The following is a 24,194-nucleotide window of genomic DNA, read 5'->3' as shown; positions in this document are numbered from 1 at the left end:
CAAAGGGCAAACATGAGACAGAAACAGGCACGCAAGGGTTTTCATGCATGGGCGCTGGGCGCCAGCGGGCTGCTGGCCGTCTGCGCCGCCAGCACTGCGCAAGCGCAAACGGCGGCGCCCGCGCTGCCCAAGCCCACGGTCGTGGGCAGCGGCTACCTCAACCCCTGGGCCATTGCGCCGTTGCCGGACAAGCGCTTTTTGCTGACCGAGCGCGGCGGCAAGCTCTGGCTGCTCGATGCCGATGGCCGCAAGCAGTCCGAGCTGCAAGGCGTTCCCAAGGTGGTCGATGCTGGCCAGGGCGGCCTGCTGGATGTGGTGGCCGACAGCCAGTTCGCCAGCAACCGCCGTATCTATTTCTGCTTCAGCGAAGCCGGGCCCCAGGCCGGCACCAACAGCACGGCGCTGGCCACGGCGCGCATTGCGGCCGATGAGCGCCAGCTCGACCAGGTCAAGGTGCTGTTCAGCCAGCGCCCCAAGGCCAGGAGCAATGCCCACTTTGGCTGCCGCATTGCCGAGACGCCTGACGGCAACCTGTTCCTCAGCCTGGGTGACCGCTTCTCGTTGCGCAACGATGCGCAGACCCTGAACAACCACCATGGCAAGCTGGTGCGCATCGCCAAGGATGGCAGCGTGCCCAAGGACAACCCCTATGTGGGCCGCCAGGATGCGCTGCCCGAGATCTACAGCTACGGCCACCGCAACAGCCAGGGCCTGGCCGTGGCCGCCGATGGCAGCCTGTGGCAGCACGAGCACGGCCCCCAGGGCGGCGACGAGATCAACCGGCCCCAGCCCGGCAAGAACTATGGCTGGCCGGTGATCACCTATGGCGAGGAATACGGCGGCGGCAAGATCGGCGAAGGCACGCAGAAGGCCGGCATGGAGCAGCCCTTGCACTACTGGGTGCCTAGCATTGCGCCCTCAGGCATGGCCTTTGTCACGAGCGACCGCTATGGCCCGGCCTGGAAAGGCAGCCTGCTGGTCGGCGGCCTCAAGTCGCGCAGCGTCGCCCAGCTGACGGTCAAGGACGGCAAGGTGACGGGCGAGAAGCGGCTCTATGAATCCCTCGGTGAGCGCATCCGCGATGTGCGCCAGGGTGCCGATGGCCTGGTCTACCTGCTGACCGATGGGCCCGATGGCAAGCTCATCCGCCTCACGCCCTCGGGCACTTAAAGCTTGCGCTTGAAACCCAGATGGCTGGGCACAAAGCCCAGCTTTTCATAGAAACGGTGGGCATCGGCCCGGCTTTTGTCGGTGGTCAGCTGCACCACCGCGCAGCCCCGCTCCCGGCACTGCGCCACCGCCCATTCCAGCATCTGCTGGCCCGCGCCGGCGCCGCGCAGTTCTGCCGCAATGCGCACTGATTCGATCTGGCCACGCCAGGCGCCCGTGTGCGACAAGCCGGGCACAAAAGACAGCTGCAGGGTGCCGACCACCTGTCCGTTCAACTCCGCCACCACCAAGCGCTGGTTCGCATCGGCGCAGATGGCATCAAAAGCTGCGGTATAGCGCGCATCGGGCGGGTCGGTCAGCAACTCGCGCTCGCGGCCCAGCGCATCATCGGCCAGCAAGGCGATGATGGCGGGCAGGTCGGCATCGCTGTGGCGCTCCCGGTCGTGGTGGTTGCATCGCCCAATAGGCTCAGCGCTTCAGGTAGGGCGCTAGATAGCGGCCGGTATGGCTGGCCGGGTTGGCCGCCACCTGCTCGGGCGTGCCCTGGGCCACCAGTTGCCCGCCACCGGCGCCGCCTTCCGGACCCATGTCGATGACCCAGTCTGCCGTCTTGATGACGTCGAGGTTGTGCTCGATGACGACAATCGTGTTGCCTGCATCGCGCAGCTGGTGCAGCACCTTGAGCAGCAGGTCGATATCGGCAAAGTGCAGGCCGGTGGTCGGCTCATCGAGGATGTAGAGCGTGCGGCCGGTGTCGCGCTTGGACAGCTCCTGCGCCAGCTTGACGCGCTGGGCCTCGCCCCCCGACAAGGTGGTGGCGCTCTGGCCCAGGCGGATATAGCTCAGGCCCACATCCAGCAGGGTTTGCAGCTTGCGGGCAATGGTGGGTACATCGCGGAAGAAATCGTGCGCATCCTCCACCGTCATCTCCAGGATCTGCGCAATGTTGCGGCCCTTCCACTGCACCTGCAGGGTTTCGCGGTTGTAGCGTTGGCCGTGGCAGATGTCGCAGGGCACATAGACGTCGGGCAGAAAATGCATCTCCACCTTGACCATGCCATCGCCCTGGCAGGCCTCGCAGCGGCCACCGGCCACGTTGAAGCTGAAACGCCCCGGGCCATAGCCGCGCTCCTTGGCGGTGTTGGTTTCGGCCATCAGCTCGCGGATGGGGGTGAACAGGCCCGTGTAGGTTGCCGGGTTGCTGCGGGGCGTGCGGCCAATCGGGCTCTGGTCCACATTGATGACCTTGTCGAAATAGTCCAGGCCTTCGATCTCCCGGTAGGGCGCAACATCGCCCTGGGCGCGGTTGATCTTGTGGGCCGCTGCGGCATACAAGGTGTCGTTGACCAGGGTCGATTTGCCCGAGCCCGAGACGCCGGTCACGCAGGTGAACAGGCCGACGGGGAAATCCACCGTCACATCGCGCAGGTTGTGGCCGCTGGCGCCCACCAGGCGCAGGCTTTGCACCGCATGCGGGTCCACCGGGGCGGGGGCTGCTGCTTCCTGCACGCTCCGGCCCTTGGCGCTGCTGGTGCTGCTGGCCTTGCCGCTGGGCTTTTTCTCCAGCGAGGTGCGCACCGTGGGGAACTGCGAGCCGCTCTTGTCCGCCACGGTCTTGCCCACGGGCGCACCCACGGTGCTGGCCAGCACCGGCAGCCAGGGCGTGCGGCGCGCAGGCACGGCAATCGATTTCTGGCCGCTCAGGTACTGGCCGGTGAGCGACTGCGGGTGGGCGCAGATATCGGCATAGCGGCCCTGGGCCATGATCTGGCCGCCATGCACGCCGGCGCCCGGGCCCATGTCGATGATCTGGTCGGCCGCGCGCATCATGTCCTCGTCGTGCTCGACGACGATCACGCTGTTGCCGATGTCGCGCAGGTGCTGCAAGGTGGCGATCAGGCGGTCGTTGTCGCGCTGGTGCAGGCCGATGGAGGGCTCGTCGAGCACATACATCACACCCGTCAGGCCCGAGCCGATCTGCGAGGCCAGGCGAATGCGCTGCGCCTCGCCGCCCGAGAGGGTCTCGGCGCTGCGTGCCAGGCTCAGGTAGGTCAGGCCCACATCGTTGAGGAACTGCAGCCGCGTGCTGATCTCCTGGATCACCCGGGCGGCAATATCGGCCTTGGCGCCCGTCAGCTGCACCGTGGTGAACCAGGCGTGGGCCTCGCTCAGGGTGACCTGGCTGATGTCCTGGATCGCACGGGCCTGGTCGCCGTCGCCCACGCGCACAAAGCGCGCCTCGCGGCGCAGGCGCGCGCCGTGGCAATCGGGGCAGGGCTGCACGCTCTGGTAGCGCGCCAGCTCGTCGCGCACGATGCTGGAGTCGGTCTCGCGGTAGCGCCGCGTCATGTTCGGCAGAATGCCTTCAAACGGGTGCTTCTTGGTGACCATCTTGCCGGCGTTCTCGCCGCTGGCCAGCTCGTACTTGAAGGCGATCTCTTCGTCACCCGAGCCATAGAGCACCACCTGGCGCACCGCCTCGGGCAGGTCTTCAAAGGGCTGCTCGATGTCGAATTGGTAGTGGCGGCCCAGGCTTTCGAGCATCGCAAAATAGTAGCCATTGCGCCGGTCCCAGCCCTTGATGGCGCCGCTGGCCAGGCTGAGCGTGGGGAAGGCCACCACACGCTCGACGTCGAACACCTCATGCAGACCCAGCCCGTCGCAGGACGGGCAGGCGCCCTGGGGCGAGTTGAAGGAGAACAGGCGCGGCTCCAGCTCGGCCAGCGCGTAGCTGCAGACCGGGCAGGAGAACTTGCTGCTGAACAGATGCTCTACGCCCGTATCCATCTCCAGCGCCAGCACCCGGCCATTGCCTTCGTTGCCGCCCACGCGCAGCGCGGCCTCGATGCTTTCGGCCAGGCGCTGCTGCAGCCCGGCGCGCACCTTGACCCGGTCGATGACCACGTCGATGTCGTGCTTCTCGTTCTTGGCCAGCGCCGGCAGGGTCTCGTGCTCGTACATCTGGCCATCGACCCGAAAGCGCACATAGCCCAGCGCCTGCATCTGGGCAAACAGCTCGACGAACTCGCCCTTCTTGCCGCGCGCCACCGGCGCCAGGATCATCAGCTTGGTGTCCTCGGGCAGGGCCAGCACGGCATCCACCATCTGGCTGACGGTCTGGGCCGCCAGCGGCAGGTTGTGGTCGGGGCAGAAGGGCGTGCCTGCGCGGGCGTACAACAGGCGCAGGTAATCATGGATTTCGGTGACCGTGCCCACGGTCGAGCGCGGGTTGTGGCTGGTCGCCTTCTGCTCGATGGAGATGGCAGGCGACAGGCCCTCGATCAGGTCGACATCGGGTTTGTCCAGCCGGCCCAGAAACTGGCGCGCATAGGCCGAGAGGCTCTCGACATAGCGGCGCTGGCCTTCGGCATACAAGGTGTCAAAGGCCAGGCTGGATTTGCCCGAGCCGGACAGCCCGGTGATCACCACCAGCTGGTGGCGGGGGATGTCCAGGTCAATGTTCTTGAGGTTGTGCGTGCGCGCGCCACGGATGGCGATGCGACTGTGTGCCAGCCGCGCGCCCAGGTAGCGGCTGTCGTCCTGGCGCGCCTCGGACACGCCGAGTTCATGGTGCAGGTCGATGGCAGCGGATGGGTCGGTGGGGGTGCGTGGTGGCATGTGGGCGTCAAGATCCAAAACCCCTCATGATAGCCAGCCTGCCCCTTCGTTGTGCAATCTCCTGGGTATCGCTGCACATGCTTTGCGGATAAACCGGGCGCCGCCCCAGGGGAATGGCCTACAACCTATCGCCAAAATAGAGGTGGGGGCTTGCTACCGCTTTGCGCCTAGCTATGGTTTCTGATGCAATGCCGGGCGCGGAGATTCCGTCTGCCAGCAGGGCTTGCGGCTGCGCTCTACACTTGCCGCTGGCGATCGTCGCCATCCGTCCCTTGTTTGCCAGCGTATCGCCCTTGTCTCTCACTTCTGTTTCTTCATCCACGGCCATGCTGCCGGCCGAGCGGCGCGCCAGCTTTAGCCTGGCGCTGATCTTTGCATTGCGCATGCTGGGCCTGTTTCTGGTGCTGCCGGTGTTTGCGCTGGAGGCCCACAAATACCCTGGCGGTGATGACCCGGCGCTGGTTGGGCTGGCCATGGGCGTCTATGGCCTGACCCAGGCCGTCTGCCAATTGCCGCTGGGCATGGCGTCTGACCGCTACGGGCGCAAGAAGGTCATTGTGCTGGGTCTGCTGGTGTTTGCCGCCGGCAGCCTGATCGCTGGCATGGCAGGCAACCTCCATACATTGCTGCTGGGCCGGGCGCTGCAAGGCGCGGGCGCCGTGTCCGCCGCCGTCACGGCGCTGCTGGCCGACCAGACCCGCGATGTGGTGCGCACCAAGGCCATGGCGCTGGTGGGCGCCAGCATCGGCCTGATGTTTGCGCTGGCGCTGGTGCTCAGCCCGCTGCTGGTCGTGCATATCGGCCTGAGCGGCCTGTTCTTGATGACCTGCGGCCTGGCGCTGGGCGGCATTGCCGTGGTGCTGTGGGTGGTGCCGCCGGAGCCGCTGGAGCACCGGGGCGGCGCACGCGGCGGCCTGCGTGAGGTGTTTCGCCATGCCGATCTGGTGCGGCTCAATGCCGGGGTCTTTGTGCTGCACACGGTGCAGATGTCCATGTGGGTGGCCGTGCCCGCGATGCTGGTGGCCGCAGGCCTGCCCAAGGCCGAGCACTGGCAGGTCTACCTGCCGGCCGTGGTGCTGTCCTTTGTGCTGATGGGCGGGCTGTTTGCGCTGGAGCGGCGCGGTTACCTGCGCGGCGCGCTGCTGGGCTCGATTGCGCTGGTGGCCCTGGTACAGATGGCCCTGGGCCTGGTGGCGACCTCGGGCCAGGCACCCACGCTCTGGCTGATGGGCGTGCTGCTGTTTGTCTTTTTCTGCGGCTTCAATGCACTGGAGGCCACGCAGCCCAGCCTGGTCTCGCGCATGGCGCCGCCATCCTTGCGTGGTGCCGCGCTGGGCAGTTACAACACCTTGCAATCGCTGGGCCTGTTTGCCGGCGGCGCGCTGGGCGGGGTGCTGACCCGTTGGGGCAGCGTGACCGATTTGTTCATCGCCACCAGCGCCTTGGCGCTGCTGTGGCTGGTGCTGACCTGGCCGCTGCAACCGCAGGCCCGCACCGTGGCTGGCGCTGGCGCTGCACAAAAGTAAGCGCTGGCTGGGAATGCGGCAGGCCTGTCAGGCCCCGTTGCAAAATCTGCGGCCACCGGGCGATAAATTCCTGGCCGCTTTGGGGTAGGATACGCCCCTGAATCACAGTGATGGGCGCTTTGAAGGCTGCAATGCCTGCAACACTGCCAACGCATAGTAGGCGCCCATTTTTCAAAGGAAAAACCTGAACCATGGCATCCGTCAACAAAGTCATCATCGTCGGCAACCTCGGCCGCGACCCTGAAATCCGCACCTTCCCCTCGGGCGACCAGGTAGCCAACGTCACCATCGCCACCACCGACCGCTGGCGCGACAAAAACAGCGGCGAGAACAAGGAAGCCACCGAGTGGCACCGTGTGGTGTTCAATGGCCGTCTGGCTGAAATCGTCGGCCAGTACCTGCGCAAGGGCAGCCAGGTCTATGTGGAAGGCAGCCTGCGCACCCGCAAGTGGACCGACCAGGCCACCGGCCAGGAGCGCTATGCGACGGAAATCCGCGCTGACTCCATGCAAATGCTGGGCAGCCGCCAAGGCCAGGGCGGCGGTGGCGGCCAGGGCGGTGGTGATGACTACGGCTATGGCGACAGCGGCTACGGCGACCAGGGTGGCGGCGGTGCACCCGCTGGCAACTACCAGCGCCGCGCCCCGGCACCGGCCATGGCCCCAGCGGCCGCACCCCGCCAGGCGCCTCCTCCCCGTCCAGCACCGGCGCCCATGCCCGCGCCGGCCCCACGCGCTGCGTCGGGCTTTGACGATATGGACGACGATATTCCGTTCTAAATACGGCAAGGGCCCCAGGCTCTTTGTTGGAACCAGGCCCGCGCTTCACCGAAGCGACGGGCCTTTTTTGCGGGTGCGGCTGCCACTGCAGACGCGTTTCCCCCTCTTGTGAAAGCTCCGATATGACCGATCTCAGCGCTATCGCTTCCCTCATCGCCCCCACTGGCCGCCTGCGCGCGGCCATCAATGTGGGCAATCCCGTGTTGGCGCACAAACGGGCCGATGGCTCGGGCGCAGGCGTTTCCGTTGATCTGGCGACGCGCATGGCGGCCCAGCTGGGGCTGTCGCTGGATCTGCAGCTGTTTGAGGCCGCGGCCCATTCGGTGGATGCCGTTACCCAGGGCCAGGCCGATGTCGGCTTTTTTGCGGTGGACCCGGTGCGCGGCGCGGGCATTGGTTTTTCTGCCCCCTATGTGCTGATCGAGGGCGCCTACATGGTGCGCAGCGATTCGGCACTGCGCGACAACGCGCAGGTGGATGTGGCCGAGCACGAGGTGGTGGTGGGCCAGGGCAGCGCCTATGACCTCTACCTGAGCCGGGCGCTGAAACACGCGCGCATCCTGCGGGCGCCCACATCGCCGGCGGTGGTCGATGTCTATCTGCAACCCCAGGGCGATGTGGCTGCGGGGGTCAAGGTGCAGCTGGAGGCCGCAGTGGCCAGCCACCCGGGCCTGCGCATGCTGCCCGGGCATTTCATGCTGATCCAGCAGGCCATGGGTCTGCCCAAGGGCCGGGGCGAGGCCGCCCTCCAGTGGCTGGCTGCCTTTGTGGAAGAGGCCAAGGCCAGCGGCTTTGTAGCCCAGGCACTGGCACAGCACCAGGTGCAAGGCGCGGTGGTGGCACCGGGAGTGCAGCGATGAGCGTGTTTGAGCAGCTGCAGCAGTTGCTGGAAGGCGAGGGCGCCCGCTTTCGGGTGCTGAGCCATCCGGCAGAGGGCAAATCGGACGAGGTGGCGCGCATCCGGGGCACCACGCCGGGCCAGGGCGCCAAGGCGATGCTGTGCAAGACCCGCAATGCCGAGCACTGGGTGCTGGCCGTGCTGCCGGGCGACCAGAAGCTGGACTTTCGCCTGCTGGCGGCCGCGCTGGGCCTGCCCAAGATGACGATGGCCAGCGCGGAAGAGGCTGCGGAGCGGACCGGCTGCGTGATCGGCGCCATTCCACCGTTCAGCCCCGGCCCGCAGGTGGCCTTGGTGGTGGACCCGGGCCTGGTGGAGCGCCATGCCGAGATCGCCTTCAATGCCGGGCGGCTGGACCGCTCGATGGTGCTCAATGCGCAGGACTATGTGCGTGTGGCCAAGCCGGCGCTGCACCGTATCTCTGCCCCCGCTGCCTAAAACCAACACGGCGCAAAGAGGGCCGCTGCACAATAGGCGCCATGTTCATCGCCATCCCGCTGGAAAACAAGCCCTCCTGGCAGTCGCCTCCCTGGATGACGGTGCTGTTGATTGCAATCAACTGCCTGGTGTTCTGGGTCTGGCAAGGGGGTGAGGAGCGGGCGGCAGAGCGGGCCTCCAAAACCTATGCGCATACGGCGCTGCCGGTGATCGAGGTGCCGGCCTTTGTGAAGTACCTCGACGCACAAAGCCGCAACCCGGACAGCCGCATCCAACCGCAGATGGTGCGCATAGTGCAGGGGCTGCAAAAAAAACAGGACTACGGCCAGATCTACCTGCTGATGCAGCAGGAAGGCCGTTTTCGCCGCCAGCTGCTGGCCGGCGAGGTGATCCAGGCAGGCGATCCGCTGCATGCCGAATGGCAGGCCGCCCGCGCCCGCTTTGCACCGCTGGAGCCCGCTCCCTTCACCGCCCGCTGGGCGATGAGCTATGAAGCCGGTGCCGGCCTGCAGCCTCTGCAGGCGCTGACCTCCACCTTTTTGCATGGCAGCACCGGCCATCTGCTGGGCAATATGGTGTTTTTGTTTCTGTTTGGTTTTACGTTGGAGATGGCACTGGGTGCCGGGCTCTACCTGTGCTTCTACCTGGCCGCCGGTGTCAGCGCCTCGCTGTTTGCCGGTCTGTTCTATGCCGGCTCGGGCAGCTATGGGCTGGGTGCGTCGGGCGCGATTGCCGGGCTGATGGCCATGTATGTGGTGCTCTACCGCATGCGCCGCATCCGCTTTTTCTACATGCTGGCCTTCTACTTCAACTACGCCACCTGGCCGGCGCTGGTGGTGCTGCCGGTGTGGATGGGCTTTGAGCTGGCCCAGCACTTCATGGGGCAGCAGGGCGTGGCCTATATGGCGCACTTTGGCGGCTTGCTGGCCGGCGGCCTGTTGATGGCCTTGTACCTGCAACTGCGGCGCAAGGAGTCGGTGGTCGAGGTGGCCGCCCGTGACAAGCAGCAGGCGCAGGCCCAGAGCGCCGCACTGGCCGCCGCCGTGCAACGCGCGCAAAAGCACACCGATGCGCTGGCCTTTGAGCTGGCCGCCCCCGCCTGGCGCCAGGCCGCCAAGCTGGCCCCGACCGATGCCGCCATCTTGCGCGCCTGGTTTGAAAGCGCCCGCCATGCGCCGGGCAGCGAGGATTTTCACCGCGCCGCCCGCGCCATCTTCAAGCTGCCAGCCAACACGGACGCGCTGCGCCGACTCCAGCACCACAGCTGGCAAACCTATGTGGAACGCGCCCGGCCTGCCCCGCGCATCAGCGACAACAGCCTGCATGCGCTGGCGCGCAGCTTTGTGCGCCTGGGCGAATGGGACGATGCCCAGAAAATCTGCCAGCAGCTGGAGAGCGCTGCCGAACACCCGCACTGGCCGGCGACCCTGGCCCTGGTGGCCAATGGCCTGGCCAAGGCCGGCCGGCTGGACGACGCCAGGCGCTGGCTGCCAGCCCTGCAGCGCGCCGCACCCCAGGAGCCGGTGACGCGCTGGCTCAGCCAGGCAAGCACCTGAACGCTGGTTGAGTGCAGGGGCGGCAGTGGCTAGCGCCCTTGTGCGTCAGCTCCATGTAAAGTTTTCGTGAAGCCATGCCTTATGATCGCTGCCAAGCTGCGCCGGCGGGGGCTGCAGACAGAAAGGCTGGCCATGGGCCCATTGCGTTCTCCACAGCAAGACGACGAGATTGACAGCGCCCAATGGGTGATTGAGCCGTTCTGGCGCAAGCTCAACAGTTTTTTCCTGTTTCCGCTGCAGCGCAAGCCCTTGCTGTATGCGCTGGTGCTGTCGCTTTGCGCCTATATGCTGATGTGGGGCCTGTTGATCGGCCTGGCCGTGGCGGTGGGCCTGCTGCTGGCGATCAGCCGGCATGCGTTCAAGATTGCGGCCTATGCCTCGCATGGCGTGCTCGACAGCAACGACTACGACGACTACCCCTGCGATGCCGACCTCAAGGTGCTGCCCTGGAAGTTTTTCGGCGTGCTGCTGGTGCATGGCTTTCTGATCGGCATGCTCGCCCGGATCAGCCCGGGGCTGGCGGCGCTGGGCGATCTGCTTTCGTCCTTTCTGATCCCCGCCACCTTGATGGTGCTGATCACCAGCGGCAGCCTGCGCGCTGCGATCAACCCCTTCATGCTGCTGAGCACGATGGGTGCCATCGGTCTGCCCTATGGCCTGCTGTGCCTGTTTCTGTTCCTGCTGATGCAGGGCGTGCCGATGGCCTTTGCGCTCTTGGTCACGGTGATGCCCCAGGCACTGCTGGCACCCTTGCTGGCCTTTGTGGTGATCTATTTCAATGGCGTGATCGCCGCGATGATCGGCTATGTGATGTACCAGAACCATGCGGACCTGGGCATCACGCCGGACAAGGCACCCCAGGCCGAAGCCGGCGCGCCCGTGGTCGACCCGCAGACCGCGCTGGCCCAGCGCCGCGATGCCCAGGTGGCCCAGCTGGTGCAGAACGGCGACATGAACGCCGCCCTGGCCGAGGCCCGTGAATGGCAGCGCAGCGAACCTGACAGCCTGGCCGACCAGCGCCGCTACCACCGCGTGCTCAAGCTCAGCGACAAGCCCGATGAGCTGGCGCGCCATGCGCAAAGCTATATCGCGCTGCTGCTGCGCAAGCAGCGCAGTACCGATGCGCTGGAGGTCTGGGGCAGTTGCTACAAGCGTGACAAGGGCTTTCTGCTGAACGAGGCCAGCCATACCTTGGCGCTGGCGCAGACGGCCTGGAAGCGCATGCAGCTGCCGCACACCTTGGCCCTGCTCCACGGTTTCGAGAAAAGCTATGCCGGCAGCGATCTGGTGCCCCAGGCGCTGGAGCTGACGGTGCGCGTGCTCAAGCAAGGCGCCAACAAGCCCGAGCAGGCCGTGCGCGTGTTCATGCGCATGAAGATCCGCTACCCCGCGCATGCCTGCACGCAAGAAGCCGCCTGGATCTTGCGTGATGAGTTGCCGGGCGCGGCGCAGTCGCCTGCCGCGCCTGCCTAAGGGGCTGCTTGTTTTTTAGGCGGCCGTAGCAGGCGCCACGCTGGCGATGATGCCGCCGCCCAGGCAGACCTCGCCGTCATACAGCACGGCCGATTGGCCGGGCGTCACCGCCCATTGCGACTCGGGGAAGTCGAGGTGGAAATGCGCGGGCGTTGCATCGGCGCCGATGATGGCGGGCGAATCGGGCTGGCGGTAACGGGTTTTGGAGCCATAGGTGCCGGCTGCGGGCGGGTGGCCGGCCACCCAGCTGGTATTGTCGGCATCCAGCGCCTGCGATAGCAGCCAGGGGTGGTCATGGCCTTGCACCACGCGCAGGATGTTCTTGTCCAGCTCCTTGCGGGCCACAAACCAGGGCGCATGCTCGCCGGCACCACGGGCGGCGCCTTTTTCCTTGACGCCACCAATGCCCAGGCCCGAGCGCTGGCCCAAGGTGTAGAAGGACAGGCCCACATGCTTGCCCAGCTTGCGGTTGCGGTCGTCCAGGATCAGGCCCGGTTCCTTGCTGATGTAGCGGTTCAGAAAGTCGCGGAAAGGGCGCTCGCCGATAAAGCAGATACCGGTCGAGTCCTTTTTCTTGGCATTGGGCAGGCCGATTTCTTCGGCAATGCGGCGCACTTCAGTTTTTTTCAGCTCACCGACCGGGAACAGCGCCTTGGACAGCTGGGCCTGGTTCAGGCGGTGCAGAAAATAGCTCTGGTCCTTGGCCGGGTCCAGGCCCTTGAGCAGCTCAAACAGCTGGGTGTCGGGGTTCTGGCGCACGCGGGCGTAGTGGCCGGTGGCGATCTTTTCGGCACCCAGGCGCATGGCATGGTCCAAAAAGGCCTTGAACTTGATCTCGGCATTGCACAGCACATCGGGGTTGGGCGTGCGGCCGGCCTGGTATTCGCGCAGAAACTCGGCAAACACCCGGTCCTTGTAGTCGGCCGCAAAGTTCACGTGTTCGATCTCGATGCCCACCACGTCGGCCACGGCTGCGGCATCGACAAAGTCGATGTTGGACGAGCAGTACTCGCTGTCGTCGTCATCTTCCCAGTTCTTCATGAAGATACCGACGACCTCGTGCCCCTGCTTTTTGAGCAAATACGCGGTGACGGCCGAATCCACGCCGCCACTCAGCCCCACTACGATGCGCTGTTTAACCATGGGCGCAATTATCCGCCTGGCGGCAGGCGCCTGCTTCGCTAGGGCTATGTGGCGTTGTGGCGCGCAACAGGGCTTTTCAGCGCCTATCCGCGCTGAAAAGCCCTGTTAACGGCTGCCAGCAAGACTTACTGCGGCGTCAGCGCAATGCGTTCGCGGGTGGCCTTTTCTACCGCGCTGCGCGAGTAGGCCAGCGGGAAGTACTGGCCTGCGGCCCAGGTGTTGGCCAGGTCGCGGTAGTGCGGGCTGGCCGGGTTGCCCGATTGGCCGGGCGTGTTGACCACACGCGAGGCATCCCAGTTGCCGACATCCACGACCATGCGGAAGGAGGCGCCCGAGGTCAGCTGGTAGGTATCGACGTTGTAGCTGGTGGCCATGGGCGTGGCCCAGGAGCCGCCGATGCCGCCCACGCCGACATTGAGCTTTTGCTTGGTGGCGCTGTCCACCACGCCGGCGAGCGGGTGCACAAAGATCGCCTGGTGCAGGCTGCCCCAGGTCCAGCTCTTGGCATCGGCCCCCAGCTTGGTCTGCAGCCACTGCATCGCCGGGGCGATGGAGGAGAGCAGCACCTGGTCGCGCTCTGCATCGCTCATCCAACCCTGCGGGCTCTCCAGCACCGCGATCATGCGGGTGGCGCTGGTCTCTTTGGCAAAGCTGCGCTCGTTGGCGGCCAGCACCTTGTCGGTCAGCGCTTTCTTCAAGCTGGCATTGCTCCAGACCTCATACAGCGCAGCGGCGGCGCTGTCCTTGGCCATCGTGCCGTCCCAGCCCTGCAGCAGCGCCAGGCCCTGGGCGGTTTGTGCATCGTTGCTTTTCAGCGGCGCCAGCAGCTTCAGCAGGCGCTGGGCCGGTACGGCGACGATGTCGGTCTGCCAGGCTTCGGAATCGGCGACGCTGAGCTTCTTGCCCTCCTTGGCGGCCTTCTCAAACAGGCCGTGCAGGCGCTGGGCGCGGGCCGCGTCCGACCATTCGTAGCCAATGCCTTTTTGGTAGAGCGGGTGGTTGGGTGGCACATTGTTTTCATTGGCGGTCACCACATAGCCGCGCTGGGGGTTGAACTCCCAGGGCAGCTCATCGCCATTGCGGTAGCCCGTCCATTCATAGCGGCCATCGCCGGGCACCGGGGTCAGCCCGTCCCAGTTGGGACGGATGGGGGTGAGCCCGCCGGGGATCCAGCCGATATTGCCGCTGCTGTCGGCATAGACCTGGTTCTCGCCCGGTGCGCCCCAGCGGTTCATCGCGGCGCGGAACTGGTCAAAGTCCTGCGCGCGCATGTAGTCCATCGATCCGAAATAGGGCGCCATGCCCAGGTCCAGCCAGGCGGCGCGCAGTGCATAGGCCTTGTTGCCCTCGGCGGCCAGCACCGGGCCGTGGCGGGTGTACCAGTTCTCGACGATGACCGGCTGGGCCGCGCCCTTGACGGCAATGCTCTCCGTCACCCGGGTCATCGGCTCCCAGCGGCCCTGGTATTGGTATTCCTTGCTGTTTTGCGGGTTGGTGTCGTACACATACAGGTCTTCCTGGTCCATGTAGAAGCGCGTCAGGCCAAAGGCGATGCGGCCGTTGTGGCCGATGGAGATGCCAGGCAAAAACGGCTCGCCAGCGCCGATCACATCCATGCCGGGGGCGGAGATGTGCGAGATATAGCGCAGGCTGGGCGCACCGTGGGCGCGGTGCGGGTCGTTGGCCAGAATCGGGCGGCCGGTGGTGGTCATGCCCGGTGCAATCGTCCAGTTGTTGCTGCCGTAGCTGGCCAGGGTGTTGGCATCGGGCTGGTTCAGGGTCGATTCGGACAGCGCCAGCAACTGCTCGGGCGCCATGTCCTGCACGGACACCTTGACGTTCTCCTTGGTAAAGCGCGGGCTGGCGGTGGCCAGTGCATAGGCGCGCTTGAGCTCTTTGCCGGGCAGGCCGCAGACATCCAGCCCTTCGGGGATCTGCGGCTTCACATCGGGCACCAGCTCGCGGCGCAGCCAGTCCACCCGGGCGCCGTTCTGCTTGCCCTCGCAAAATGCCTGGGCACGGTCTACTTCGCCGGTAAAGTTCAGGGTCAGACCATGGTGGCGGATGCGCACCGTGTCTTCTGCCGCCCACTGGGCCGGTTGGTAGCCCAGCAGCTTGAACTCTTCGGGGAGCAGGCTGGGGTCGGCCTGGGTCTGGGCGACAAAGGCATTCACCCCCGCCACAAAGGCCTCGGCCACGCGCTTGGAGTCCGAGCCATAGGCCAGCCACTCGCGGTACATGTCGCCCCGGAACAGCACGGCGCGCGCCGCCTTGTCGCTCTCCACCCAGGCCGGGCCAAAGTCCTGGGCCATCTGGCCCAGTCCGCGCTTGCGCCACAGGTCCATCTGCCAGAGCCGGTCGCGCGCCGCCATATAGCCTTGCACCACAAAGGCGTCATAGGTGGTGCCGGCGTAGATATGCGGCACGCCCCACTGGTCGATCAACACTTCGGCGGGCTTTTCCAGCCCGGCAATTTTGGCGCTGTGCTGGCTGGTGGGCGCGGTGCCCAGGGAGCTGCATCCGGCTGCAAGCAGTGCAGCGGCCAGCGGCAAGGCCAGGCGGTTGGCAAAACGGAAGGGGGCGCGTTGTGGCATGGTCTGTCTCCTCGTTATGGTTCGGGGACCATGCCATGCCTGCCAACAGTGCGCAATCGCGTTGGCGCCAGGCGCCGGCGGGCTCCAATCTGTGCGAGGATGCGCATCTGCACGCGCTCGCGGCTGCGACTTCGGAAGGAACCCCACCATGGAACTGCGCCAGCTGCGCTACTTCGTACGCATTGTTGAACTGGGCTCGATGAGCCGCGCCGCGCTCGATCTGGACATGGTGCAGTCGGCCCTGAGCCAGCAGGTCAGCCGTCTGGAGTCCGAGCTCTCTACCCGTTTGCTCCAGCGCAGCTCACGCGGTGTCATCCCGACCGAGGCAGGCCTGGCGTTTTTCCATGAGGCCCAGCTCAGCTTGCGCCATGCCGACCAGGCCATCCATGCGGCCCGGCAGGCGCGGCTGTCGGGCGCTGTCAGCATGGGACTGTCTCCGACGATCGCCAATGTGCTGGGCCTGCCGCTGCTGCGGGCCATGCGCGAGCGCTACCCTGATGTGCGGCTGCACATGGTCTCGGCGCTGTCCGGCCACCTGACCAGTCTGCTCAACGCCCGGCAGATGGACATTGCAATTCTGTTCGACACGCAGAGCGCGCGCCGCTGGCGGGTGATGCCGCTGCTCGAAGAGCAGCTCTTTCTGATCCAGTCCCGCCAGTGCCCTGTTGCACCCAAGATCCGCCATGGCGCGCCGGTCAGTCTGGCGCAGCTGCAACAGGTGCCGCTGATCCTGCCCTCGGGCAGCCATGGGCTGCGCAGCTCGGTGATGGCCTCGTTCAGCAGTGCGGGTTTCCAATCGCAGATGGCCATGGAAATCGATTCGCTGCCGCTGTTGATGGAGGCGGTGGACGCAGGCATGGGTGCGACTGTCCAGCCCTGGTCGGCCGTCGGCATGTACCGCGATGCGGAGGCGCGTTTTCAGTGGTCGCAGATTGCAGACGATTCGGTGCGCCGCAAGGCGGCGCTGTGCAGCCTGTCGGACGATGAGCTGTCGCCCGCGGCGCTCGCCGCGCGTGTGGTGCTGGTCGATTGCGCCAGAAGGCTGGTGCAGTCGGGCCAATGGCTGGGCGCCTCGCTCGCAGCCTGAACGCGGGCAGCGCCCGGCCACATCACAAACCGTGATACCCCCATGCGCTGGGACGGCTGCACCGGCGCCGACCGGTTGTCTACAGTGGGCGGAACACTCGCCGGTCGAGGTGCTGGGACCCCGTCCCTTGTGATGCAGCGCCACGGCCAGGACGGGCCCTTCCCACGTTGAACCGCCACCAGGCACGCCTTGTGGCAACCCCTCATGAAAACTGAAGCCTTTGACACCGATGTGCTCATCATCGGTGGCGGCAATGCCGCGCTGTGCGCCGCCCTCATGGCCCGTGAAGCGGGCAGCCGCGTGCTGCTGCTGGAAGCGGCACCACGCGCATGGCGCGGCGGCAACTCCGGCCACACCCGCAATCTCCGCTGCATGCACAACGCCCCGCAGGATGTGCTGGTCGATGCCTATCCGGAGGAGGAGTACTGGCAAGACCTGCTCAAGGTCACTGCCGGCATCACCGATGAGCACCTGGCCCGCCTGGTGATCCGCGCCTCTTCGACCTGCCGCAGCTGGATGCGCCGGCATGGCGTGCATTTTCAGCCTCCGTTGTCGGGTGCGCTGCATGTGGCGCGCACCAACGCGTTTTTCATGGGCGGCGGCAAGGCCTTGGTCAATGCCTACTACCGCAGTGCGCAGGCGATGGGCGTGGACGTGCGCTACGAGTCTCCGGTGGACCGGCTGGAGATCGTCAACGGCCGCTTCCAGGCCGCCTGGTGCAAGGGCGAGCGCATCACTGCCAAAAGCTGCGTGCTGGCGGCCGGCGGCTTTGAGTCGAACCGGGAGTGGCTGCGCGAGGCCTGGGGCCAGAACGCCCGTGGCGAATGGCCTGCCGACAACTTCCTCATCCGTGGCACGGCCTTCAACCAGGGCGTGTTGCTCAAGCACATGCTCCAGGACCAGCACGCCGATGCCGTGGGCGACCCCACCCAGGCGCATATGGTGGCCATCGATGCCCGTGCACCGCTGTACGACGGCGGCATCTGCACGCGCATCGACTGCGTGTCGCTGGGCGTGGTGGTCAACCGCGATGCCCAGCGCTTCTACGATGAAGGCGAGGATTTCTGGCCCAAGCGCTATGCCATCTGGGGCCGGCTGGTGGCGCAGCAGCCTGGCCAGATGGCTTATTCCATCATCGACAGCAAAGCCATCGGCCGCTTCATGCCGCCGGTGTTTCCGGGCGTGCGCGCTGATTCGCTGCCGCAGCTGGCCCAGAAGCTGGGACTGCCGGTGGAGACGTTCATGCAGACCCTCCAGGCCTACAACGCCAGCTGCAAGGCGGGCCATTTCGACCACACGGCGCTGGACGACTGCCACACCGAAGGTATCAGCCCCGCCAAAACGCACTGGGCCCGGCCGCTGGATACCGGCCCTTTCTATGGCTATGCACTGCGCCCGGGCGTGACCTTTACCTACCTGGGCTTGAAGGTCGATGACAGCGCGGCAGTGCGCTTTGGCGGGCAGGCCAGCCAGAACCTGTTCGTGGCGGGCGAAATGATGGCGGGCAACGTTCTGGGCAAGGGCTACACGGCGGGGGTGGGCATGTCCATCGGTACCGCTTTCGGGCGGATTGCCGGCCGCAATGCCGCACTGGCCGCTGCCGGCCAGCCCGCGCTGCATGGCGCTGTGAAAGACGAGGTCTGAATGAGCATCCAATCACTGCAAGAACTGGGCCAGCAGGCCCAGACCCTGGCCACCGGCAAGGTTATTCCCATCATCGCTGCGCCCACGCAGACGCCCGCAGAGCAAGAAGTGGCGCGCGTGATGCAGATCTGCAATGCCTGCCGCTACTGCGAAGGCTTTTGCGCCGTGTTCCCGGCGATGACGCGCCGTCTGGAGTTTGGCAAGGGCGATGCGCATTACCTGGCCAATCTGTGCCACAACTGCGGCGCCTGCCTGCATGCCTGCCAGTACGCGCCGCCGCACGAGTTTGCCATCAACATCCCCCAGGCCATGGCCGAGGTACGGGGCCAGACCTATGCCGACTACGCCTGGCCCCCTGCGCTGGGGCGGCTGTACCAGCGAAACGGCCTGACCCTGTCGCTGGCGATGGTGCTGGGGTTGTTCCTGTTTCTGGCATTGGCCGTCGCGTTGCGGGGTGGCGTAGGCCAGCTGTGGAACGCGCAGCTGGGCAACAACTTCTACAACCTGTTCCCGCATGGCCTGATGGTTGGCATTTTTGCGCCGGTGTTTCTGCTGGTGGTGCTGGCGCTCTTCATGGGGGTGCGCCGCTTTTGGAAAGATGTCAAGCCCGCCACCAGTGGCGTGGATGTCGGCATGCCGGCTGCGGCAGAGGCGACGCAGGATGTGCTGCGCCTCAAGTACCTCGATGGCGGCCACGGCGAGGGCTGCCACAACGAAGACGACGCCTACACGCTGGCGCGCCGCCGGTTCCACCATTTCACCTTCTACGGCTTTGCGCTGTGCTTTGCGGCAACGGCGCTGGCCACGGTGTACCACTATGCCTTCGACCTGCCTGCGCCTTATGAGCTGCCCAGCCTGCCCAAGGTGCTGGGTGCGCTGGGCGGGCTGGGCATGATGGTGGGCACGGTGGGCCTGTGGCGCCTGCACCGAAGCCGTCACCCGCTGCACGGTGATCCCCGGCAAAAGCCCATGGACCTTGGCTTCATTGCGCTGCTGTTTGTGGTGGCCTCCAGTGGCATGGCGCTGTGGCTGGGGCGCGGCACGCCCGCCTTGGCACTGTTGCTGTGCCTGCACCTGGGCGCGGTGATCGCATTGTTCGCCACGCTGCCCTACGGCAAGTTTGCCCATGGCGTGTACCGCACGGCCGCGCTGTTGCGCCACAACACCGAAAAGCGGCAGCCCAGCCCTGTTGGCCTGGGTGCCGACTGACAAAAATCCCATAACCCAGGAGACTCACGATGAACAAACGACAAGCGCTGTTGCGCACGATGGTGCTGGCACTGGTGGCGGTGCAGGGCGCCTGCCATGCCCAGGATTTTCCGCTGCGCAAACCGGTCACCCTGGTGGTGGGCTTTGCAGCTGGCGGTGCGGCGGATTCAGCAGCCCGCCTGATTGCCAAGAAGCTCGGGGAGAACATCGGCCAGACGGTGGTCGTGGACAACCGGGGCGGCGCCGGTGGCAACATCGCGCACCAGTTTGTGGCCAAGGCCCCCGCCGATGGCTCGGTGCTGCTGTTCGGATCGGTCGGCCCGCTGACGATCGCGCCACACATCATGAAAGTCGGTTACGACCCGTTCAAGGACCTGGCGCCGATCTCGGGCGGCGTGAACTTTCCCAATGTGCTGGTGGTGCACCAGGGCGCAGGGGTGAAGGATCTGGCCGGTTTCGTGGCCAAGGCCCGGAAGACGGCCGGTGGCGTGGACTATGCGTCCACCGGCGCCGGGTCAGCCTCGCACCTGGCGGGCGAGCTGTTCAACCAGCGCGCCGGCGTCGACATGGTGCATGTCCCCTACAAAGGAGGCGCTCCCGCGCTGCAAGACTTGATCGGGGAGCGTGTGACCTCGTACTTTGCCGCTCCGCCGACAGCGCTTCCCCATATCGAGACCGGCAAGCTGATTCCGCTGGCGACCACGGGCTTGACGCGGCCCGCGTACATGCCCAACATCCCCACCGTTGCCGAGGCGGGCTACCCCGGCTTCGAAGCGCTGAACTGGTATGCGTTTGTGGCACCGGGCAAGACGCCCGAGCCGGTGCTCGAACGCTGGAATGCGGAGATTGTCAAGGTGCTGAACGACCCCGCTTTGGGGGAGGCGCTGAAGGTACACGGCCTGACGCCGCAACCGACCACACGCGCAGCATTTGCCGCCTTCATGAAGAAGGAGTACGAGCAGTGGGGCAAGGTGGTCAAGGAGCGCAAGATCAGCATGCAATGAGCGCAGCGGCCAGGGGCCGCCCCCGGTGTCCCTGGTGCGGCCCCCTGGGCTTTGGGTCTATTCCAGCGGTCTCACACCGTCGGGCTGCACCAGCACGGAGGCATCGGTGTAGATCAGGTTCAGCGCAAAGCGCTGGCCGGCCAGGTAGTCGTCCAGCGACTGCAGTACCAGCGGGCTGCGCATCTGGTGGGCCTCGGCGCGCATTTCATCGGCGGTCATCCAGACGGTGCGGCGTATGCCTTCGTCGAGCGGCTGGTTTTCATAGAACGCGCCCACGGTGCCGGTAAAGGCAAAGCGCATATAGGTGGTGTCCGCGCCGCTCTTGGTGCGGACAAAGCGGTTCATGTAAATGCCCAGCAGGGCCGAGGGCTTGAAGTCGAAAGCCGTCTCTTCGAGCACCTCGCGCACACAGGCCTGGATAGGGGATTCGCCCGGGTCCAGATGGCCCGCCGGATTGTTCAGGCGGATGCCGTCCGAGGTGTCTTCCTCTACCAGCAAAAATCGGCCATCGCGCTCAATGACGGCGGCCACGGTGACGTTGGGTTTCCAGCGGTGGGGCATGCGGCATTATGTGCCAACTCGCTGAAATTATAAAAAGCGGCGAAAGGGCTTGCCGCGCCCATGCAAGCTCGGGCGCTGCAGCCATGCTCTGCAGTACGATAGCGCCATGCACGCACCTGCCCCCACCCCAGCCATACCCGCACAGTCCGTCTATGCCGAGCGCCGCGCCCAGGTCGCGCGCCAGCTGGGCGAAGGCGGGATCGCCATCATCCCCACCGCGCCCGAGCACCCGCGCAACCGCGACAGCGACTTTCTGTACCGCCACGACAGCTACTTCTACTACCTCACCGGCTTCACCGAGCCCAACGCCAGCCTGGTGATCAGCGCCGATGGCAAGACCACCTTGTTCTGTGCGCCCAAGGACCTGGCGCGCGAGATTTGGGATGGCTACCGCCTGGGCCCCGAGGCCGCAGTGGCGGCCTTGGGCGTGACGGAAGCCTATTCGGTGGCTGAGCAGGCCGCCCGCATGCCCAAGATGCTGGAGAACCGCAGCGTGGTCTGGTACCCGTTTGCGATCCACCAGGGGCTGGAGAGCACGGTGGCACAGTGGCTCAACGGCGTGCGTGCCCGCACCCGCTATGGCGCACTGGTGCCCGAGCAGCAGCGCGACCTGTGCACCGTGCTCGACGAAATGCGTTTGTTCAAGGACGCGCATGAGGTGCCGATTCTGCGCCGCGCCGGGGCCATCAGCGCCCGCGCCCATATCCTGGCGATGCAGCGCTCGGCCCGCATGCTCCGCGCCGGCCAGGATGTGCGCGAGTACCACCTGGATGCGGAACTGCTGCAGGCCTTCCGCGAATACGGCTCGCAGTACCCGGCTTATGGCTCCATCGTCGCCGCTGGCGCCAATGCCTGCGTGCTGCATTACCGCGCCGATGCCGCGCCTATCCGCGATGGTGAGCTGGTGCTGATCGACGCAGGCTGCGAGCTCGATGGCTATGCCAGCGACATCACCCGCACCTTTCCCGCCAACGGCAGATTCAGCGGCCCGCAGCGCGATCTGTACGACCTGGTGCTCGCCAGCCAGGATGCGGCCATTGCGCTGGCCCGGCCCGGCAAGCGCTTCAACGACATGCATGACGCCACCGTCGCCGTGCTGGCGCAGGGCATGCTCGATCTGGGCCTGCTCGACAAGAACAAGGTCGGCAGCGTGCAGGATGTCATCGACAACCGCAGCTACTTCCAGTTCTACATGCACCGCACCGGCCACTGGATGGGCATGGACGTGCATGACTGCGGCAGCTACATCGAGCCCAGCGAGTTGGGCCACACCAGCGAGCGGCGCGATCCGCTCTCGGGCGAGCTGATCCTCAACCGCCCCAGCCGCATCCTGCGCCCCGGCATGCTGACCACCATCGAGCCGGGCATCTATGTGCGCCCGGCCGACGGCGTGCCCGAAGCCTTCCACAACATCGGCATCCGCATTGAAGACGATGCGCTGATCACCGACGGCGGCTGCGAGTTGCTCACGCGTGGCGTGCCGGTGAAGGCCGACGAGATCGAAGCGCTGATGCGCGATGGCGCGCCCCGGCCAGCCGATCTGACCTGATCCGCCTCTGCATCTATCCCACACCTGCCGGGCCAGGGGACTCTCTGCAAAACTCCCTGCCGTGGTCTGAACGCGGGCTCGGGCGATCCGCTGCGTTGTCTTCCTTGTCAATAGCTCACTATTGACTGCGAAAGACGCCTTGCGTCTCATCCCGATCCGCGTCCATCCCGCTTGGCGAGGGTTTTGCAGAGGATCCCTAGCGTCTTGCAGGTGTTTTTTGCGGGCCGCGCCATTGTGCAAACGCACATCGAATGAAACCGCGCTGTAACTCGCAGTGGCTGTTTCTCGTGTCAGAATGGAACTGAATTACATCGGGTCGGTATCTGGTGACAGGGCCGGCCCCACTTTTGAGACAAAGACACAGGGACCTGTCCATGATTTCGCCCAAGATCCGCCGCGCCACCAAGATTGTTGCCACGCTGGGCCCCGCCTCCAGCGAGCCGGCCTTGCTCGAAGAGATGATCCGCGCGGGGGTCAATGTGGTGCGACTGAACTTCAGCCACGGTAAGGCGCAGGACCATGTCGACCGCGCCCGCATGGTGCGCGAGGCCGCACAGCGCGCTGGCCGCGAAGTGGCGATCATGGCCGACCTGCAAGGCCCCAAGATCCGCGTCGGCAAGTTTGCCGAAGGCAAGGTGATGCTGGAGCCGGGTGCCAAGTTTGTGCTCGATGCCTCGCGCAAAGAGCCAGGTGACCTGCTGGGCGTGGGGCTGGACTACAAGGAGCTGCCCCGCGATGTGCGCGCTGGCGATGTGCTGCTGCTCAATGACGGCCTGATCGTGCTGACCGTCGATGGTGTGCTGGGCGACGCGGTGCACACCACCGTCAAGCTCGGTGGCGAGCTGTCCAACAACAAGGGCATCAACAAAAAGGGCGGCGGCCTGACCGCGCCGGCGCTCACCGCCAAGGACATGGAGGACATCAAGACCGCGATGAGCTTCCAGGCCGACTATGTGGCCGTCAGCTTTCCCAAGACCGCCACCGACATGGAAATGGCACGCCAGCTGTGCATGGTGGCGGCTGCCGAGTACCGCCACCGCCCCGGCCTGATTGCCAAGATCGAGCGCGCCGAGGCGATTCCGCATCTGGAAGACATCCTGCGCGTGTCCGACGGCATCATGGTTGCGCGTGGTGACCTGGCCGTGGAAGTGGGCCATGCCGCGGTGCCGGCCCTGCAAAAGAAGATGATCCGCATGGCGCGTGAGATGGACAAGGTCGTCATCACCGCCACGCAGATGATGGAGAGCATGATCACCAACCCCGTGCCCACCCGGGCCGAGGTGAGCGACGTGGCCAATGCCGTGCTGGACGGCACCGACGCGGTGATGCTGAGCGCCGAGACCGCCGCTGGCAAGTTCCCGCTGGAGACCGTGCTGGAGATGGTCGATATCTGCGCCCAGGCCGAGGCCTCGGCCGACGGGGATGTGGACACCGACTTTGTCGGCAAGACCTTCCAGCGCATCGACCAGAGCATTGCGCTGGGCGCCTTGTTTACTGCCACCCACCTGGGCGCCAAGGCCCTGGTCGCCATGACGGACAGCGGCTCGACCGCGCTGTGGATGAGCCGCCACCGCACCCAGATCCCCATCTACGCGCTGACGCCGAAGGTGGCCACCCAGCGCAAGATGGCGCTGTACCGCAACGTGCGCCCCTTGCTGATGGACACCAGCGCCGACCGCGACACTGCGCTGGCCCAGGCCGAAGTGCATCTGAAGGCCCGCGACATCGTGCAAAGCGGCGATATCTATGCGATCACCTGTGGCGAGCCGATGGGCTCGCCCGGCGGCACCAACATGATGAAGATCAGCCGCGTGGTCTAAATCGACGCGTTGTTGACCGGCAAAGGGCGCTTGTAAGCGCCCTTTTTTGCGCCTCTAGATCCGCCCAATTTTGTGCGGATTTGCAACTGCGGCCATACTATGCCGCTCAGCGCGGCCTGCCCGCA

18 protein-coding genes are annotated in these 24,194 nt (G+C 65.8%); 13 read left to right on the top strand and 5 right to left on the bottom strand.

Annotated features, from left to right (window positions below; genetic code table 11):
- Positions 1–12 precede the first annotated feature (12 nt).
- On the top strand, positions 13–1,170 hold the full coding sequence (locus tag LPW39_RS20830) for a PQQ-dependent sugar dehydrogenase (protein ID WP_230779636.1): 1,158 nt from the start codon (positions 13–15) through the stop codon (positions 1,168–1,170).
- Here the strand turns inward: LPW39_RS20830 and LPW39_RS20825 are convergent.
- Positions 1,167–1,568, bottom strand: a complete 402-nt coding sequence (locus LPW39_RS20825) for a GNAT family N-acetyltransferase (RefSeq protein WP_230779633.1) — start codon at positions 1,566–1,568, stop codon at positions 1,167–1,169. The two genes, LPW39_RS20830 and LPW39_RS20825, sit on opposite strands and share 4 nt — an antisense overlap.
- A 70-nt stretch (positions 1,569–1,638) precedes the next feature.
- A complete protein-coding gene (gene uvrA / locus LPW39_RS20820) occupies positions 1,639–4,788 on the bottom strand; it encodes an excinuclease ABC subunit UvrA (RefSeq protein ID WP_230779618.1) in 3,150 nt (1,049 codons plus the stop codon).
- 326 nt (positions 4,789–5,114) lie between these two features.
- Here uvrA and LPW39_RS20815 point away from each other — a divergent pair, with 326 nt between their 5' ends.
- The 6 genes from LPW39_RS20815 to LPW39_RS20790 all read left to right on the top strand — a co-directional run bounded on the left by LPW39_RS20815 (position 5,115) and on the right by LPW39_RS20790 (position 11,458).
- Complete coding sequence (locus LPW39_RS20815; protein WP_230780294.1) at positions 5,115–6,314, top strand: MFS transporter; 1,200 nt, start codon at positions 5,115–5,117, stop codon at positions 6,312–6,314.
- Between the two features lie 191 nt (positions 6,315–6,505).
- On the top strand, positions 6,506–7,093 hold the full coding sequence (gene ssb, locus LPW39_RS20810; protein ID WP_230779615.1) for a single-stranded DNA-binding protein: 588 nt from the start codon (positions 6,506–6,508) through the stop codon (positions 7,091–7,093).
- Between the two features lie 122 nt (positions 7,094–7,215).
- Positions 7,216–7,953 carry an ABC transporter substrate-binding protein gene (locus tag LPW39_RS20805; RefSeq protein ID WP_230779612.1) on the top strand — a complete coding sequence of 246 codons (738 nt, stop codon included), beginning with the start codon at positions 7,216–7,218 and terminating at the stop codon, positions 7,951–7,953.
- Positions 7,950–8,429, top strand: a complete 480-nt coding sequence (locus LPW39_RS20800) for a YbaK/prolyl-tRNA synthetase associated domain-containing protein (protein WP_230779608.1) — start codon at positions 7,950–7,952, stop codon at positions 8,427–8,429. Before LPW39_RS20805 ends, LPW39_RS20800 begins: the two co-directional genes overlap by 4 nt.
- Before the next feature lie 41 nt (positions 8,430–8,470).
- Positions 8,471–9,985 carry a rhomboid family protein gene (locus tag LPW39_RS20795; RefSeq protein ID WP_230779606.1) on the top strand — a complete coding sequence of 505 codons (1,515 nt, stop codon included), beginning with the start codon at positions 8,471–8,473 and terminating at the stop codon, positions 9,983–9,985.
- Between the two features lie 132 nt (positions 9,986–10,117).
- The gene (locus LPW39_RS20790; RefSeq protein ID WP_230779596.1) at positions 10,118–11,458 is read left to right on the top strand and encodes a hypothetical protein; all 1,341 of its coding nucleotides are present in this window, start codon (positions 10,118–10,120) and stop codon (positions 11,456–11,458) included.
- Positions 11,459–11,473: 15 nt separating this feature from the next.
- On the opposite strand, the gene mnmA is transcribed toward LPW39_RS20790, so the two are convergent.
- Complete coding sequence (gene mnmA / locus LPW39_RS20785) at positions 11,474–12,601, bottom strand: tRNA 2-thiouridine(34) synthase MnmA (RefSeq protein WP_230779594.1); 1,128 nt, start codon at positions 12,599–12,601, stop codon at positions 11,474–11,476.
- Between the two features lie 125 nt (positions 12,602–12,726).
- Positions 12,727–15,195, bottom strand: a complete 2,469-nt coding sequence (locus LPW39_RS20780; protein ID WP_230779579.1) for a penicillin acylase family protein — start codon at positions 15,193–15,195, stop codon at positions 12,727–12,729.
- 148 nt (positions 15,196–15,343) lie between these two features.
- On the opposite strand from LPW39_RS20780, the gene LPW39_RS20775 reads away from it, so the two are divergent.
- The 4 genes from LPW39_RS20775 (at position 15,344) to LPW39_RS20760 (ending at position 20,139) form a co-directional block, all read left to right on the top strand.
- On the top strand, positions 15,344–16,282 hold the full coding sequence (locus LPW39_RS20775) for a LysR family transcriptional regulator (RefSeq protein ID WP_230779576.1): 939 nt from the start codon (positions 15,344–15,346) through the stop codon (positions 16,280–16,282).
- Between the two features lie 204 nt (positions 16,283–16,486).
- Positions 16,487–17,926: an FAD-dependent tricarballylate dehydrogenase TcuA gene (gene tcuA / locus LPW39_RS20770; RefSeq protein ID WP_230779573.1), complete on the top strand. Its 1,440-nt coding sequence runs from the start codon at positions 16,487–16,489 to the stop codon at positions 17,924–17,926.
- Positions 17,927–19,135 (top strand): tricarballylate utilization 4Fe-4S protein TcuB, encoded by a 1,209-nt coding sequence (gene tcuB / locus LPW39_RS20765; protein ID WP_230779570.1) that lies wholly within the window; start codon positions 17,927–17,929, stop codon positions 19,133–19,135.
- A 59-nt stretch (positions 19,136–19,194) separates the two neighbouring features.
- Complete coding sequence (locus LPW39_RS20760) at positions 19,195–20,139, top strand: Bug family tripartite tricarboxylate transporter substrate binding protein (protein ID WP_230780290.1); 945 nt, start codon at positions 19,195–19,197, stop codon at positions 20,137–20,139.
- Positions 20,140–20,196: 57 nt separating this feature from the next.
- On the opposite strand, the gene LPW39_RS20755 is transcribed toward LPW39_RS20760, so the two are convergent.
- Positions 20,197–20,700 carry an NUDIX hydrolase gene (locus tag LPW39_RS20755; RefSeq protein WP_133856353.1) on the bottom strand — a complete coding sequence of 168 codons (504 nt, stop codon included), beginning with the start codon at positions 20,698–20,700 and terminating at the stop codon, positions 20,197–20,199.
- Between the two features lie 106 nt (positions 20,701–20,806).
- Between LPW39_RS20755 and LPW39_RS20750 the strand changes: the two genes are divergently transcribed.
- Positions 20,807–22,249, top strand: coding sequence for an aminopeptidase P N-terminal domain-containing protein (locus LPW39_RS20750; RefSeq protein WP_230779567.1), 1,443 nt, complete (start codon positions 20,807–20,809; stop codon positions 22,247–22,249).
- A gap of 374 nt (positions 22,250–22,623) precedes the next feature.
- Entirely contained in the window at positions 22,624–24,069 is a 1,446-nt protein-coding gene (gene pyk, locus LPW39_RS20745) for a pyruvate kinase (RefSeq protein WP_230779564.1), read from the top strand.
- Positions 24,070–24,194 lie beyond the last annotated feature (125 nt).

The sequence above is a fragment of the Comamonas koreensis genome (assembly GCF_021026195.1).
GTDB lineage: Bacteria > Pseudomonadota > Gammaproteobacteria > Burkholderiales > Burkholderiaceae_C > Comamonas > Comamonas koreensis.
This window is presented reverse-complemented; position numbering and strand designations above follow the sequence as displayed.